This window comes from Salinicoccus roseus, assembly GCF_003814515.1.
Taxonomy (GTDB): Bacteria; Bacillota; Bacilli; order Staphylococcales; family Salinicoccaceae; genus Salinicoccus; species Salinicoccus roseus.
The window spans coordinates 304,582-319,623 of the sequence record NZ_RKQJ01000003.1 but is presented as its reverse complement, the minus strand read 5'-3'; the positions used below and the strand labels follow the sequence as shown (position 1 = coordinate 319,623).

Here is a 15,042-nt window from a genome sequence, read left to right as displayed (position 1 = left end):
CGTCCTTTTTTGTATGGAAAGAATGGTTAAAGACAGGTAAATATTCTTTAAGATTATGTAAATTTCCATTATGGGCGGCTGATCTGTGATTAAATGGGAGATGAGAAGAGGAAACCCACTGATTCAGGGAAGCGGAAGTGAGAAACGCTGCCTCGGCGGGTATGTGTATGGTAGAGGGTTTGTGAACGTATACGGAGCATCGGAAGGGCTGCGCAGGCCCCCTGCACGATAACATTGGTCGGGAGGAAGACGGATGCATGCAAAAATTTTTGGTCACAGAGGCGCTATGGGGGAATATCCGGAAAATACGATGCTGGCATTCCAAAAGGCGATCGATGCCGGCGTGGATGGTTTGGAGATAGATGTCCATCTGACGAAGGACGGGGAAGTGGTCGTCATCCACGATGAGCATGTCGACCGCACAACCGACGGGATCGGCGCAGTCAAGGACATGAGTTTCCATACATTGAGGAGGTTGAGTGCCGGGTGCAGTTTCGGCACTTTCGAGAAGTATGATCCTGTGATGTGGGGGCAGGAGCGCATTCCAACGCTTGAGGAAGTGATGGAGCTGGTCGCCCTTCATGATATCGACCTGAATATAGAGTTGAAGACCAATGTCTACGAATACGAAGGCATCGAAGAGAAGGTTCGTGATATAGTGCGTGAATACGGCTATTCGGACAAGGTCATCTACTCTTCCTTCCATCTTCCGAGCCTTCTGCGGATGCAGGCGATCGACCCGGAAGCACGGATTGCATGGCTGACGAGCAAGGTCCCATTATGGCCGATCGATCATATGGAGGAACTGTCGCTTGAAGCGCTCCATGTCGGCTACCGGTCCATACTGAAGCACCCCGGACGGATCACAGGCATTGAGGACCGGATCCGGGTATGGACGGTCAATGAAGTGTGGGAGGCGGAAAAACTGCTCGATCATGGTGTGCAGACGCTCATGACGAACTACCCGGAAAAGATGACGCCCCTTGTGGAGCGGGGAAAGAAAAAGATAGGCCACATGTAGCTGTGGCCTATCTTTTCATGTCTTCAAGCGTATCGGACATGACCTTCTGAAGGGGGAGCCTGCCGAGAAGCGCCCAGTCCGGCAGATGGGAAATGCCAAGTTTGTCCTGATGCGTATACATGTATATGTTGGCGGGGAAGACCGCCCAGAGGAACTTCTGCATGGCTCCGAGCTGCCAGTTCGTCACTTTGCGGGTCAGCAGAAGCATGCCGAACAACAGTTCAACCACACCGGTGAAGTATGCGATGAATGTCCTGAATGGAAGAAACCGTGGTGTGATATTGGCGAATTTTTCCGGCTTCAGGAAATGCGCAACGCCGGCGATGGTGAAGATGGTGCCCATAATTATCCTTTTCATTTTCATGTCCTTCTTCCTATAGTTTTATACCCTTCTATATCCCCGCGATCCGCGCAATGGAAACATGACAGGCAGCTGATGTATAATCGGGGAGGAATCCAACCAGAAGGAGCGGAAGTACATGTTCACATATTTCATAAGATTTTTCAAGAAAGCATTCCAGTTCAGGGGCAGGGCGACCCGCGGGGAGTACTGGATACCAAATCTCATCCTTGCAGGAGTCGGTGCGCTGGTGAGCCGAAAAGGCGGAGAAGGGAACCCGTTGGAGGGGGCATTTACGGCAGTCGTCATGATCCCATCATTAAGTGTGACTTCACGACGTTATCAGGATGCCGGCATCACAGGGTGGTATCAGGTGATTCAGATGGCGTCCTTCCTGCTCATCCCGCTTACATTCATGAAGCCCGCAAAAAAGTGGATGAAGACAGCTGCCATCGCCGTCATTGCAGGCGTAAACATCCTTGGCCTCGTATTCTCATTGATGCCGAGTGATGGGGACAACAAATACGGCAGGAAGCCGATCCGATAAAAATTTAAGGAATATAAAAATTTCCTAGTGAAAACACTTTCATCCTGTGCTATAATTCGCTTAACATTTTAGAAGGGGAGACGGAGATGGAAGCGAATCTGACAGAATTTCTGATGCAATTCATTGCTTTGGCAACAGCGGGCGGCTTTGGCTACTGCATTTATAAAATGAATAACGATACGTCAAAAGACAGGGAAGTGGAGTAGGCATACTCCACTTCTTTTTATATCTGCAGCAGCATGATGCCCGTAAGGATCAGCACGCCGCCGAAGATCCGTCTTGCATCCACGGGATGGCGGTGTATGCCGAAGAGACCGAAGTGATCGATGGCAAGGCCGATCAGCATCTGGCCGAATATCACGCTCATCAGTGTCAGCGTTGCACCCAGGTGGGGCATCAGTATGATATTGGTTGTGACATAGACGGCACCGAGCGGCCCGCCGGCAAGGTGCCACCATTTCAGCCGCCCTGCCCCTTCAACGAAGAATGAAAGGCTCAGCCGGCGTGCGCTGATGAGGGACAGGATGAGCAGTGCCAGTGTACCGACCGAGAAGGAGATCAGCGAAGCGAGGAAGAAGGATGAAACTTCGTACCTGAGCGCACTGTTGATTGCCGTCTGTATCGGGGGCAGGGCACCGGTGAACAGGCCGAGCAGGAGCCACCCGTTCGAACGGTTCCCGGCAACACGGGCACTCCGCTTCTTATAGTTCATGAAAATGATGCCGCCGATCATTATGATGATACCCGCAATGCGGTAGATGTTGAGCGGCTGGATGGGGGCTTCGAACCAGCCGAACGTATCTATGAACAGCCCGATGACCATCTGTCCTGCCACCGTCATGATGACGGTGAGCGCAGCGCCGATGCGGGGGAGCAGTATCATATTTCCCGTCAGGTAGACGACGCCGAGCAGGCCGCCGGTGAACCATATGTAAGAGAAGTCACCGGACAGCAGGAAGTCCGGCGCCAATTTCCCGGGATTCACGATAAGGTTGATGAGCACCAGCAGAAGCGTTCCTGTGAGGAAGGAGTAGAAAGAGGCGAGTATCAGCGATTTCGTGAATAGGGAAAGGCGGCTGTTCACTGAAGTCTGTAGAGGGACGAGCATGCCGGCAAAAATGCCGAGGATCAGCAGGAATATCAAAGTGGAACCTCCTTCCGTAAAATGTAGTTGATAATTATTGTCATTTGCTTTGTAAAGCATCATCAAAGTTTGGTAACCTATAATTAGTCATTATAATACATAGTATAGGAGCAATGGAAATGGAAGTCTTTGAAGCAATAAAGAACCGTCGCAGCATTCCAAAATTGAAGGACACCCCGGTGGAGCGGGACAAGATCGAGAGGATGCTCGAAGCGGCAACATGGGCACCCAACCATCACCATACGGAACCATGGAAATTCTTCGTACTCAGCGGGGAAGGACGGAATCCGCTCTCCCGTGTGCTGAAGGAAGTGGCACATGGCCGTGTCGAGGATCCGGAATCGGAGGCAGGAATGAAGCGGATCGAAAAGATCAGCAGGAAGCCCTTTGCCGCACCGACGGTGATCGTCGTGGCACTTTCTCCGGATGACAACCCGAAGGCGATCTATACCGAAGATGTCTGTGCGGTTGCCGCAGCGACGCAGAATATGCTCCTTGCCGCACATGAAATGGGTCTCGGCGCGATATGGAGGAGCGGACCGATATACAATACGCCGAAGGTCAAGGAGTATTTCGAACTGGATGAGCGGGAGGAGATCCTGGGTCTTGTGTTCCTCGGTGAACCTGACGTGGTGAAGGACAATGCAAAGCGCACGCCGTTTGAAGAGAAGACGGCATGGATCGAGAATGACGAATAATCACACATTTTCAATCTTTATCTTCCTCTTCGAAGTCTGGATTATTAAATATTAAATATCCAGACTTCGAAGAGGGGGTATAGCCATGAGGAGCATCATCTATATTGTAGGTCTTGTCGTCATCGTACTATTCATACTTTCCCTACTGCTGTAGCAGGGAAGAATGACAACCATCACCGTTGGAGGATTGGAAATGAAATATGCTGCGGCTATATGCTATCTGCTGGGGTTCCTGACCATGGTCGGCCTGCAGACGGTCATACCGGATCAATATGCAGTGCTTGGCTATGCGGCAGTTTTCCTGTTGTTTGTAACAGGAATCTACTTCAGCTACAGCAGTGAATTATAATGAAGTCTGTCTTGTGGCAGGCTTCATTTTTTCGGTGTATGATGGGAAATACATAAAGGAATTCTAATTGTTCAGGGAAGAGGAAAATGGATGAAAAAATTATTTGGAATGATCATGGAGCGGAGTCTTCTTTTCATCATCATGGTATTTGCGGTTTCAGTATTTGGAATTTATACATTTTTGACGATCGAGCAGCGTGAAATACCAGAGACGGAAGTCAATCTGATCAACGTAACAACCCCATGGCCCGGGGCGGACAAGAGCGATGTCGAATCGAACATCACTGAAATCATAGAAGCGGAAATATTCAGTGTGGATGGCGTCGACAGTGTGTCATCCGTCTCCCAGGATGATGTTTCGGTGCTGACACTCGAAATCGCCAATTCGGTCGAAACGAAGGACGTCCTAAATGAAGTGAATAATCTCCTCGGTGGACTCTCCGGAGACCTCCCCGAGAATGCGGCTGACCCGGAAGTCCAGTCCATCAGCAACACATTCCCGATTTTGAGCTATCAGTTCCATGCAGAAGAGCGTGGAGAACTGGATGAGATAAGGGGAGATCTGGAGAGGCTTGAACGGGAAGTTTCCCAGACCGAAGGCATCAGCGGCGTCACCGTCAAAGGCTATACCGACCAGGAATATCAGATCAACCTTGACCGGGATGCCATGGCTGAAGCCCAGGTCAACCCGAATCAGATACTCGGTGAGATAGAAACTTCGTTGAACCCGGTCATCCTTGGGCAGGAAGAGGATGATGGCAATATCATCCGCCTGTCTTTCCAGGATGAAACGCCGCTTTCCGTACTGGAACAGGTGCGGGTGGGGCAGGACAGTACGCCGCTCCCTGACATTGCAGAAATAGAGGAGGTTACGGCAACCCCTGAGGATATCGTCGAATATGAAGGGGAGCCGGCGATTTCATTCACCGTCTTCCTTTCCAGTGGTGAAGATGTCCCTTCAGTCTCGGAAGATGTGGAAGCGGTCATGGATGATGGCATATCGGGTCTGCCCGATTCGATTGATGTCACTACACTTTCTTCCGAACGGGAAAATGTAGAGGATATATTCGTCGGGCTGTACATGTCATTGGCGATTGCCCTGATTGCCGTCATCATCAGTGCCTCCCTCGGGCTGTCGCTCTTCGGATCGATCACTGTAATGACGACTGTGGTGCTGTCCGTCATCATCGGCCTCATACCGGTGCCGTGGTTCGGTGTCGATCTGAACCAGATATCAGTCATCGGCTTGATCATCGCACTTGGTATACTGGTGGATGATTCGATCGTGGTCAACGACAACATCGAAAGAAGATTTACTTTAGGGGACGACCGTCTTGACGGTGTCTACAATGGTGTGAAGGAAGTGGCACCTTCAGTCATCGCCTCAACATTGGCGATCGTATTCACCTTCTCTCCGCTGCTGCTGCTCTCCGGAGCGAACGGGGACTTCATCAAGGCCCTGCCGAGCATACTGATCACGACGATGGTCGTATCGACTGTACTGGCGCTGACATTCGTCCCGGCAGCGCGATATCTGCTGAAACGCAAGAAAGTGCCTGAGCATCCGGGATTGATCGGCAAGCTGTTCACAAAGGGCAGCGACTTCTATGCGGACAGGGTGCTTCCTGCAATCATCAGGCGCCCACTCATCACATTCCTTACGGTGCTGGTCATCGGTGTGCTGTCGCTTGGACTCATCCGGTTCACGCCATTCGAGTTCTTCCCGGAAGCGGACCGCTCGGAAGTTACGGTCGATCTGATCTTCGCTGAAGACCAGACGATAGACCAGACGCATGAAGATGCGAACGCAGTACTCGACTACATGCTCGATGAAATGCCGCATGTGGAAGGGGCCTCCCTGTTTACAGGCACGGGGCTCCCGAATCTCTTCGGCGCATCACTCGATCAGGCGGGCTCCAATACTGCACAGATTGCACTTCAGATCGATAAGGAAGAGATCAGTGCTTCAGAAACAATCAACCAGTTTGAAGAACCCGTGCGGGAGGCCTTCCCGGAAGCAACCATATTCATGGAGACGATCATCCAGGGGCCTCCAGCCGGGGCGCCGATAACAGTGGAGCTTTATGAATCCGACCTCGAGCAGTTAAATGAACAGGCAAACAGCCTGCAGAGAACACTTGAAGACGAGGGTGCACTGGTGACGACGAATATTGGAGACCTGGTGCCTACGATCAACTACAGCATCGACTATGATGCACTTGAAGAGAATGGCGTCTCCATCTCCCAAGTGAAGAATGAGCTGAACATGCTTTCTGAAGGCATACCGATCCAGGGCATCATCGTCGATGGTGAAAACCGGGAGACGACCTTGAAATATTCCAATGACTACAGCGTAGAAGATGTGGAGATCATCAAGATGACCGGTGAACAGCCGGAGACATTCCCGCTCACCGACTTTGTCGAAGAGACCGAGACGGAAAGTTCCAAGTACATCCATCATACAAACGGAGACCGTATGGTGGAGCTCAAGGTATATGCAGATGATGAAGCAGCTGCAGAAGAGAAGATCGAAGCATTCCGTGGCGAAATGCCTGAGACCAGCGAAATGATCATCGGTGGGGAGACTTCCGATCAGACGGACTTCTTTGTCGAGATCAGTATACTTTTCGGAATCATACTCGTCCTTGTATATCTGGTCATAGCGATAGAGTTCAACTCCATCGTCATGCCGCTGATCATCGTCTTCAGCATCTTCCTTGCCATCAGTGGCGGCATCATCGGCCTGTTCGTCACCCAGACGCCGATCAGTTTCCTCGGCGTCATGGGGATGGTTTCACTATCCGGTATCGTCGTCAGGAATGCCATCGTCCTCCTCGACTTCATCGAAGCCCGGAGGAAGAGCGATGCATTCGATATACACGAAGCGATATATGACAGCGGACGTGCACGCTTCAAACCGATCCTGCTGACCACCATCACGAGCATCATCGCTCTGACACCGGTGGCCTTCAGCGGCGACGTCCTGTTCGTGCCGCTTGCAGTGACCGTCATAGCAGGTATTGCGTTCTCCACGATACTCTCCATGATAGCCACACCAAGCCTGTACTATCTCTACTACAAGGTGAGGTACAGGAACAGCTAGAATAAAGCAGAAATCCCGATGACACTGTCATCGGGATTTCTGCTGTTGCTGCCTTTCATGCGTAAACACAACGGTCGTCCACGGATCGAGGGTGAGGCTCTGGAGACGCTGCTTCAGATCCTGGCGGATCCGGTCCTGTTCGTATATGGTGAGGTCATCCTCGATGGGGACGATGAAGTCGACTTCGATGTAGAGTTTGGTGCCCATCTTCTGCAGCCTGAGTGCGTGATCTTGGAAACCATGAAACTTACGGATATGGAGGACCTGCGTCTCGACCGCTTCGGCGATGGGACGTTCAGGTGCCATTTCCAGCAGTTCCCTGAGTGATGCATACAGCTCGGACAGGGGGACTTTGATGAAGTACCCGGCAACGAGGATCACCATGACCGGGTCGATGAAAGGGACTATCGGCTCCATGAAGGTCAGGCTCAGGAGCCATCCGATTAGGAAGCCGGCCAGTACACCGATGCTGAGCAGGGCATCCATGCGCCACTGGTTCATCTCGGCAGTGATGAGTGCGTCACCTTGTCCCCTGGATTTGAAATAGGCGTAGGCGGCATAGCACCCGACGGCGGATATGAGGGCATAGAGCACGCCCGATCCCATCGACATGGCATTGCCGCCCGAGAACAGGGCGATGAAGGCCTGGACGAGGGAAATCAGGATGAGGACCAGTATGCCGAAGTATTTGATGACGATGGTCAAAGGGATGAAACTTTCCTTGCCGAAGGGGAAGCGTTCAGGGTCCTCCTTCGAGATGAAGCGGAGTGCCATCATCGAGATCATGGACAGCAGGACGCTGATGAATGAGTAGTAGCCGTCGAACTGGATCATCTGGCTGTCGGCATAAAGGCCCCAGATGATGCCGAGTGCTGCAAATGCAAGGGCGCCTGCAATGGAGGCCATGATCATTTTTTGGGCAGTGTTTTCGTTCATATTTAAACCCTCTCCTGTGTAGTTGAGTCCATTATACACAAGAAAGGGCAGGGATTCCTATTCGTTTACGAGGGCGCCTTCGTAGGAGGGGATCTTGCCCTTCTGGTAGGTGCCGAGGATATTGATGTACTTGCTGACTTCCCCTATGTCTTCGAGTGCCCCGCTCAACGTCTCGTCGGCGCCCTTTTCGACATCGATGAAGAATCCGTAGGAGAATGGTTTGTGCTGTATCGGCCGTGAAGTCAGGTTCAGCAGGTTGATGCCGTGACTGCTGAAGATGTTGAGTATTTCATTCAGTGAGCCTGTGCTGTGGTCCGTCTCGATGTAGAGTGATGTCTTGTTCGTGTTCTTCAGCCGTGGCTTCTCCGCTTTTCTGAAGAAGAGGAACCGTGTGGTATTGTATGGATTGTCGCTGATGTTCTCCCGTGCCACATGCATGCCGTACATCTCTGCGGCATGGCTGCCGGCGATGGCTGCGACTGCAGGGTCGTCGGAAGCCTTGACCATCCTGACCGCATCGGCCGTATCCGAATATTCACGGACCGTGAGGTGCGGATGGCCGCTCAGGTAGCCGTAGCATTGTTCGAGCGCTTCCGGGTGGGAATAGACTTCAGTCAGTTCATCGAGCGCGACCGGCCCTTTAGTGATGAGTGCATGGTCGATCTTGACATAGATCTCCTCCACTGCATCCACTTCGAGGTATTTCATCAGGTCGATCGTCCGTGTGATCGGACCGCTCGTGGAGTTCTCGACCGGCAGGGCGATATAATCGACCCGGTCCCGCATCAAGTCGTCGACAAGCGCCTTGAATGTGGGGTACCCCTTCATTTCATATGCTCCGTCCTCTGCGAAAGTCCCGCACGCCATTTCACTGTATGATCCTTCTACACCTTGATATCCGATCAGCATCTTTACCACTCCCAATTATAAAATAAAAGACCACCTGGACTACTCTTTTCAAAAGAGAAACCCAAATGGTCCATAAAAATAAAAATCCCAGCCATTTAGATTCCTTAAATGGCCAAGAATGAAAATTCTCATTCAAATCAGCCATCATAGATACAGTCCGCCTATATCCACGATGGAATATAGACGCTATCTAAAATAGCTGAAGAAAAAGGTATTCAATTGAGTTCCATAATATGTGATGTCCATATGAATCACCCAATTCCTTTAAGTTGTGTCCAATCCTATCAATTAAATTTTGAATTGTCAATATATTTCGTCATATAGTCGAGTTTTTTATCCTCCTGCACATTTTATTGAGGGAAGTGGAGGGTGCTCTGTGATAATATAGGAGTACCATTCCATTGATGCATGAAGACTTGCAAACAATGAAAATCTCGATCTGGGAGTGTTAACATGGAAAAATTGAATTTGGGAATATTATACGGTGGACAATCGACTGAGCATGAGGTGTCCATGCGCTCTGCCGAAAGTGTGCTGGGTGCACTCGACAGGAAAAAATACACCATCCACCTGATCTATATATCAAAGCAGGGGGAGTGGCTGCTGGCCGACCAGTCGGAACGGATTGAAGCGGTGGTGGACAAGGAGAACGGCCATCGCCTTTCCATCCTGCCATCCCAGCAGTTCGTATCCGAAGGCGGGATGCATCATTTTGATGCCATGCTGCCGATTCTGCATGGGACGGCCGGGGAGGACGGCATCGTCCAGGGTGTGCTTGAAATGGTCGGCGTTCCCTACGCCGGCTGCAACGTGAGAAGTTCAGCAGTATGCATGGATAAGGATATGACGAAGCGGCTGCTGAAGCTTGAAGGGATAAACGTGGCGGACTGGATGGTCTTCCGGCATGAGGACAAGGATCAGGTCGATTACAGCACAGTGGAGGCGGAACTCGGCCTGCCGATGTTCGTCAAACCGGTGAACCAGGGATCTTCCGTCGGGGTATCGAAAGTGACGGATGAACAGTCGTTCCATGAGGCGCTTGCACTTGCATTCGAATTCGACACGAAGGTGATGGTCGAAAGTGCCGTCCAGGGCCGCGAAATAGAAGTTTCGGTCCTCGGCAATACGGACCTGACCGTCTCCGTCCCTGGTGAAATCGTTGCGAATACCGAGTTCTACTCCTACGAATCGAAATACATCGATGAGAGCGGGGCGGCACTGGAGATTCCGGCAAGGCTCGAACAGCCGGTTGCGGAAAAGATACGCCAGACTGCGTATGATGTCTATAAGGCCCTCGACTGTGAAGGCATGGCGCGGGTGGATGTCTTCCTGGCAGGGGGCGGCGCAGTCATCGTCAACGAGGTCAACACACTTCCGGGGTTCACCAGCATCAGCATGTATCCGAAACTGCTTGAAGCGTCAGGCATCAGCTATCCTGAACTGCTGGACCGTCTGGTTGAGCTGGCGGTCGAGCGTCATCAGCTGAACACCCAGTTGAAGACGGACCTGCTGTAAAATCCAAAGGGGGATGGACATATGAAATTCAATCTGAGAAAAGCAGATGCCGTTGATGCATCTGCCATCGCGAAAGTGCAGGTCGACAGCTGGCGGACGACCTATAGCGGCATCATAGATGAAGACTATCTGGAGAATTTGAGCTATGGGGACCGGGAGAAGATATGGACCCGTGCCATCGAGGAGAACCCGATATTCCTGCTTGAGGATGGAGGCGAAGTCGTCGGCTTCGCGATCGGCGGCCCCGAGCGTTCCGGGGAACACGTCGGATATGATGGCGAACTCTATGCCATCTATCTCTATGAATCGGCCCAGCAGAACGGTGGAGGCAGACAGCTTGTCGCGGCGGTAGCGGGCGACCTTCTGGACCGCGGTTTTGAAAAGATGGTCATAGCGGTCCTTGAAGAGAATCCTGCATGCGGGTTCTATGAAAAGCTTGGTGGACACAAGATCGGCAAGGAAGAAACGACGATCGGCAGCACCGTCCATGCAGAACTGGTATATGGCTTTGATGATCTCAGGAAACTCATGTGATATATGAAAAATGCGCCGCCTCGTGACGAGGCGGCGCATTTTTCAGTCTATCTGCCTTCCCACTGTGCAATTTCATCCCGCACGATGGGAGCGACCTCCTCTCCGAACAGGCGTATGGATTTCATGACCTGGTCGTGGGGCATCGTGCCGAGCGGCGTGTGCAGCAGGAACCGCTTGATGCCGACATTCTTCCTCAAGTCGATGATCTTCCTGGCGACCGTCTCCGGACTGCCGCAGTATAGCGCACCATTTTCCGAGCGCGCAATATCGAAGCTACGTCTCGTATAGTTCCCCCAGCCGCGTTCAGACCCGATCTTGTTCATTCCCTGCCGGGTCGATGGGAAGAACAGGTCTGCAGCCTCTTCATCCGTGTCCCACACGAAGCCATGGCTGTGGGAGGCGATGCCGAGGGATTCGATGCGGTGCCCTGCGTGTGCTGCCGTCTGCTTGTACAGTTCGACAAGCGGGGCGAAATTCCGGGGGCTGCCGCCGATGATGGCGAGGGCAATCGGGAGTCCGAGTTTTCCCGCTCTTACAGTGGAATCCGGGGTGCCTCCGCTTGCGATCCATATTGGCATCTCAGATTGTTCCGGCCTTGGGAATACTTCGAGGCCATTGATCGGTGCCCGGTGTTTCCCCTCCCAATGGATGGGCCCGCCCTTCTGGAGCTGGAGCAGCAGTTCGAGCTTCTCTTCGAACAGTTCATCATAATCATTCAGATCATATCCGAACAGAGGGAATGATTCGATGAAGGACCCTCTGCCTGCCATGATCTCCGCCCGGCCGCCGGAGATGCCATCCAGCATCGCAAACCTTTCGTGGACCCTCACCGGATCATCGGAGGAGAGGACCGTCACTGCACTGGATAACCTGATGCTGCTGGTGCGTGCGGCGCCTGCCGCCAGGATGACTTCGGGGGCGGAGACGGCATAATCTGAGCGGTGGTGCTCCCCGACGGCATAGACATCGAGGCCGACCTTATCCGCCATCTCCATCTCCCCGATGATATCCCGGAGCCTTTCAGCATGGGTGATCGTCCGGCCTGTATGGGGGTCCGGCAATGTTTCTGCAAAAGTACTGATTCCAAGTTCCATAAGATTCCTCCCTTATCATATTGCCTCCATTCTACCATTGAATCTTTTTTACTTCTGAAGAACCGCCCGGTGATATGGTAAAATAAAGAAAAAACATAGGAGATGAATGAATTGCGTACCCAACTGATCGAAAGACTTGCAAGATATGCCAAAATCGATACCCAATCCGACGCTTCAAGCGAATCCGTCCCTTCTACATACAAGCAGTGGGATCTGGTCCGTCTGCTCGAAGAAGAATTGAAGGCACTCGGGATGGAGGAAGTGGAGACGGATGAGAACGGCTATCTGATGGCGACCCTTCCTGCGAATGTCGAAGATGCACCGGTCATCGGCTTCCTCGCCCATGTTGATACCGCCACGGATTTTACGGGCAAAAATGTCAATCCACAGGTGATCGACTATGATGGAGGAGAAATCGTACTCAATGAAGCACTCGGTGTCATACTTACTCCGGAACAGTTCCCGGAACTTGAAGGCTACAGCGGGCATACACTGATGACGACGGATGGTACCACGCTTCTCGGGGCCGACAATAAGGCCGGCATCGCTGAAATCGTGACGGCGATGGAATATCTCATCGACCACCCCGAAGTGAAGCATGGGAAGATAAGGGTGGCCTTCACTCCGGATGAGGAAATCGGACGGGGGCCGCACCACTTCGATGTCGAGCGCTTCGGGGCCAATTTTGCCTATACGGTGGATGGGGGTCCGCTCGGCGAACTCCAGTATGAGAGTTTCAATGCAGCAGCTGCGAAAGTGACCTTCATCGGCAACAGTGTCCACCCCGGCACGGCCAAGAACAAGATGGTGAATGCAGGCCGGATGGCCGCTGAATTCATCACCCGCTTCGATGCCGAGGACACTCCCGAGCATACGGAAGGGTATGAAGGGTTCTTCCATCTGATCAACATCAATGGGGATGTGGAGAAGACGGAAGTGAATTTCATCATCAGGGATTTCGACAAGTCGGCATTCGAGGACCGGAAAGACCAGATCATCGCCCATGGCGATGCACTGAAGGCGCATTACGGAGAAGACCGAGTAATATTGGAAATGAATGACCAATACTACAACATGCGTGATCGGATCGAACCCCACATGGAAATCGTCGAGTACGCCAAGCAGGCGATGGAAGCCCTCGATATCACACCGGTGATCATACCGATCAGGGGCGGCACGGACGGTTCCCAACTCTCCTACAAAGGACTCCCGACTCCAAACATATTCACAGGCGGCGAAAATTTCCACGGGAAGTTCGAATACATTTCCATAGACAATATGGAGAAGGCGGTGCAGGTGATCACTGAAATCTCCCGTAATGCAGCCGAGCGGAAGTAGTTGATATTTATCTTCCGTTGAGGCAATATTGTATATGCTGTTTTTGGAAATATAATATTGTTTCGCTTTATATATAGAAAGAAGGATTTTTTATGTCAGCTAGTGAACAGCAGTCACCATCAACCGTCAAAAGATTGCCGCTGATGGCTGTGCTTATTTCCGGTGCATTCGCAGCCATCCTGAACCAGACGCTGCTGGCTACAGCCATACCACCGATCATGGAGGATCTGGAGATTGAGGCGGATGTCGCCCAGTGGCTCCAATCGGTATTCATGCTGGTCAACGGCATCATGATTCCGATTACCGCATTCCTGATAGGGAAGTTTACGACGCGGTCACTATTCTTTACGGCGATGGGGCTTTTCGGGTTCGGTACACTCGTCTGCGGGCTCGCCCCGGGCTTTGAAATCCTGCTTGTCGGAAGGATACTCCAAGCCTCGGGGGCAGGCATCATCATGCCGCTGATGCAGACGATCATCTTCCTGATCTATCCGCTTGAGAAGCGGGGGACGGCGATGGGCATGTTCGGTTTGGTCATCGGTTTCGCGCCGGCCATCGGCCCGACATTGTCCGGCTGGTTCGTCGAGAGCTACCCTTGGAGAGGCCTCTTCTTCATCATCATACCGATCGTCATCATCGACCTGATCGTCGCCTATTTCATACTTAGGAATGTGACGGAGCGTACGAATCCGAAGCTCGACATTCCATCGATCATCCTGTCCACCTTCGGGTTCGGTGGACTGCTCTATGGCTTCAGCGTCGCAGGCAGCAGCGGCTGGCTGAGTACACCGGTGCTCGGTTCACTCGCACTGGGCGCAGTGACCCTGTTCCTCTTCATCATGCGCCAGCAGAAGCTCGAGCAGCCAATCCTCGAATTCAAGGTCTTCCAGGACAAGATATTCGCACTGACGACGGGTCTCGGCATGGTCGTCTTCATGTCCATGATCGGCGGCGCGGTCATCCTTCCGATCCTGATGCAGGATATGATGGGCTTCTCGCCGCTTGAATCCGGACTGATGCTGCTGCCGGGGGCATTGGTCATGGGTTCGATGAGCCCGGTGACCGGAAAGCTCTTCGACATGTTCGGAGCAAGATGGCTGGCAATCATCGGCCTCAGCCTCGTGACGATTACGACATACTTGTTCACGATGATTACAGTGGATACTACCTTCACCTACCTGGCGACCATCAATGTCTTCAGGATGCTCGGTGTGGCGATGGTGATGATGCCGGTGACGACAGCCGGACTGAACCAGCTGTCCCCAAAGCTCGTACCGCACGGCACAGCCATGAACAATACGATGCGCCAGATTGCCGGGGCGGTCGGCACAGCCCTGCTCGTATCGATCATGACCCATACCGCCAATCCATCAGAAGGGATGCAGGGCATGATCAATGGGGTGAACACGGCCTTCCTTGCAGCGGCCGTCATTTCACTCATCGGCCTGCTGCTTTCATTAACACTGAGGAAGCCGGTATCACACGACTAAAAAAATCGCTGATCCATAAAATGGA

14 protein-coding genes are annotated in these 15,042 nt (G+C 52.3%); 9 read left to right on the top strand and 5 right to left on the bottom strand.

Annotation, left to right across the window (positions count from 1 at the left end; translation table 11 throughout):
* Positions 1-253: 253 nt before the first annotated feature.
* Positions 254-1,021 carry a glycerophosphodiester phosphodiesterase gene (locus EDC33_RS10790; protein WP_124011184.1) on the top strand — a complete coding sequence of 256 codons (768 nt, stop codon included), beginning with the start codon at positions 254-256 and terminating at the stop codon, positions 1,019-1,021.
* 7 nt (positions 1,022-1,028) lie between these two features.
* Here the strand turns inward: EDC33_RS10790 and EDC33_RS10785 are convergent, their stop codons facing one another.
* On the bottom strand, positions 1,029-1,379 hold the full coding sequence (locus tag EDC33_RS10785; protein ID WP_170156413.1) for a DoxX family protein: 351 nt from the start codon (positions 1,377-1,379) through the stop codon (positions 1,029-1,031).
* A gap of 121 nt (positions 1,380-1,500) precedes the next feature.
* Here EDC33_RS10785 and EDC33_RS10780 point away from each other — a divergent pair, with 121 nt between their 5' ends.
* Complete coding sequence (locus EDC33_RS10780) at positions 1,501-1,908, top strand: DUF805 domain-containing protein (RefSeq protein WP_124011183.1); 408 nt, start codon at positions 1,501-1,503, stop codon at positions 1,906-1,908.
* Positions 1,909-2,131: 223 nt separating this feature from the next.
* Here the strand turns inward: EDC33_RS10780 and EDC33_RS10775 are convergent, their stop codons facing one another.
* Positions 2,132-3,052 (bottom strand): DMT family transporter, encoded by a 921-nt coding sequence (locus EDC33_RS10775; protein WP_094906947.1) that lies wholly within the window; start codon positions 3,050-3,052, stop codon positions 2,132-2,134.
* A gap of 119 nt (positions 3,053-3,171) precedes the next feature.
* Here EDC33_RS10775 and EDC33_RS10770 point away from each other — a divergent pair, with 119 nt between their 5' ends.
* From EDC33_RS10770 to EDC33_RS10765, 3 genes are all read left to right on the top strand, one after another.
* Complete coding sequence (locus EDC33_RS10770; protein WP_124011182.1) at positions 3,172-3,750, top strand: nitroreductase family protein; 579 nt, start codon at positions 3,172-3,174, stop codon at positions 3,748-3,750.
* Positions 3,751-3,943: 193 nt separating this feature from the next.
* Positions 3,944-4,099 (top strand): hypothetical protein, encoded by a 156-nt coding sequence (locus EDC33_RS12700; RefSeq protein ID WP_170156412.1) that lies wholly within the window; start codon positions 3,944-3,946, stop codon positions 4,097-4,099.
* A 90-nt stretch (positions 4,100-4,189) separates the two neighbouring features.
* Positions 4,190-7,201, top strand: coding sequence for an efflux RND transporter permease subunit (locus tag EDC33_RS10765; protein WP_124011181.1), 3,012 nt, complete (start codon positions 4,190-4,192; stop codon positions 7,199-7,201).
* A 27-nt stretch (positions 7,202-7,228) separates the two neighbouring features.
* Here EDC33_RS10765 and EDC33_RS10760 read toward each other — a convergent pair whose 3' ends face one another.
* Both EDC33_RS10760 and EDC33_RS10755 read right to left on the bottom strand, forming a co-directional pair.
* Positions 7,229-8,137 carry a cation diffusion facilitator family transporter gene (locus EDC33_RS10760; RefSeq protein WP_124011180.1) on the bottom strand — a complete coding sequence of 303 codons (909 nt, stop codon included), beginning with the start codon at positions 8,135-8,137 and terminating at the stop codon, positions 7,229-7,231.
* A 57-nt stretch (positions 8,138-8,194) separates the two neighbouring features.
* Positions 8,195-9,046, bottom strand: a complete 852-nt coding sequence (locus tag EDC33_RS10755; RefSeq protein ID WP_094906943.1) for a prephenate dehydratase — start codon at positions 9,044-9,046, stop codon at positions 8,195-8,197.
* A gap of 453 nt (positions 9,047-9,499) precedes the next feature.
* Here EDC33_RS10755 and EDC33_RS10750 point away from each other — a divergent pair, with 453 nt between their 5' ends.
* Together EDC33_RS10750 and EDC33_RS10745 are read left to right on the top strand one after the other, a co-directional pair.
* Positions 9,500-10,561 carry a D-alanine--D-alanine ligase family protein gene (locus EDC33_RS10750; RefSeq protein WP_124011179.1) on the top strand — a complete coding sequence of 354 codons (1,062 nt, stop codon included), beginning with the start codon at positions 9,500-9,502 and terminating at the stop codon, positions 10,559-10,561.
* A 21-nt stretch (positions 10,562-10,582) separates the two neighbouring features.
* Entirely contained in the window at positions 10,583-11,095 is a 513-nt protein-coding gene (locus EDC33_RS10745; RefSeq protein WP_124011178.1) for a GNAT family N-acetyltransferase, read from the top strand.
* A 47-nt stretch (positions 11,096-11,142) separates the two neighbouring features.
* Here the strand turns inward: EDC33_RS10745 and EDC33_RS10740 are convergent, their stop codons facing one another.
* Entirely contained in the window at positions 11,143-12,189 is a 1,047-nt protein-coding gene (locus EDC33_RS10740) for an LLM class flavin-dependent oxidoreductase (RefSeq protein WP_124011177.1), read from the bottom strand.
* 111 nt (positions 12,190-12,300) lie between these two features.
* Between EDC33_RS10740 and pepT the strand changes: the two genes are divergently transcribed.
* Both pepT and EDC33_RS10730 read left to right on the top strand, forming a co-directional pair.
* On the top strand, positions 12,301-13,527 hold the full coding sequence (gene pepT / locus EDC33_RS10735) for a peptidase T (protein ID WP_124011176.1): 1,227 nt from the start codon (positions 12,301-12,303) through the stop codon (positions 13,525-13,527).
* Positions 13,528-13,619: 92 nt separating this feature from the next.
* The gene (locus EDC33_RS10730; RefSeq protein ID WP_124011175.1) at positions 13,620-15,017 is read left to right on the top strand and encodes a DHA2 family efflux MFS transporter permease subunit; all 1,398 of its coding nucleotides are present in this window, start codon (positions 13,620-13,622) and stop codon (positions 15,015-15,017) included.
* The last annotated feature ends 25 nt before the right edge of the window (positions 15,018-15,042 follow it).

What these genes read in the sequence shown, in the direction of transcription:
- EDC33_RS10790 (WP_124011184.1), top strand. Translation starts at nt 254, where the DNA reads ATGCATGCAAAAATTTTTGGTCACAGAGGCGCTATGGGGGAATATCCG.
- EDC33_RS10785 (WP_170156413.1), bottom strand. Translation starts at nt 1,379, where the DNA reads ATGAAAAGGATAATTATGGGCACCATCTTCACCATCGCCGGCGTTGCG.
- EDC33_RS10780 (WP_124011183.1), top strand. Translation starts at nt 1,501, where the DNA reads ATGTTCACATATTTCATAAGATTTTTCAAGAAAGCATTCCAGTTCAGG.
- EDC33_RS10770 (WP_124011182.1), top strand. Translation starts at nt 3,172, where the DNA reads ATGGAAGTCTTTGAAGCAATAAAGAACCGTCGCAGCATTCCAAAATTG.
- EDC33_RS12700 (WP_170156412.1), top strand. Translation starts at nt 3,944, where the DNA reads ATGAAATATGCTGCGGCTATATGCTATCTGCTGGGGTTCCTGACCATG.
- EDC33_RS10765 (WP_124011181.1), top strand. Translation starts at nt 4,190, where the DNA reads ATGAAAAAATTATTTGGAATGATCATGGAGCGGAGTCTTCTTTTCATC.
- EDC33_RS10760 (WP_124011180.1), bottom strand. Translation starts at nt 8,137, where the DNA reads ATGAACGAAAACACTGCCCAAAAAATGATCATGGCCTCCATTGCAGGC.
- EDC33_RS10755 (WP_094906943.1), bottom strand. Translation starts at nt 9,046, where the DNA reads ATGCTGATCGGATATCAAGGTGTAGAAGGATCATACAGTGAAATGGCG.
- EDC33_RS10750 (WP_124011179.1), top strand. Translation starts at nt 9,500, where the DNA reads ATGGAAAAATTGAATTTGGGAATATTATACGGTGGACAATCGACTGAG.
- EDC33_RS10745 (WP_124011178.1), top strand. Translation starts at nt 10,583, where the DNA reads ATGAAATTCAATCTGAGAAAAGCAGATGCCGTTGATGCATCTGCCATC.
- EDC33_RS10740 (WP_124011177.1), bottom strand. Translation starts at nt 12,189, where the DNA reads ATGGAACTTGGAATCAGTACTTTTGCAGAAACATTGCCGGACCCCCAT.
- EDC33_RS10730 (WP_124011175.1), top strand. Translation starts at nt 13,620, where the DNA reads ATGTCAGCTAGTGAACAGCAGTCACCATCAACCGTCAAAAGATTGCCG.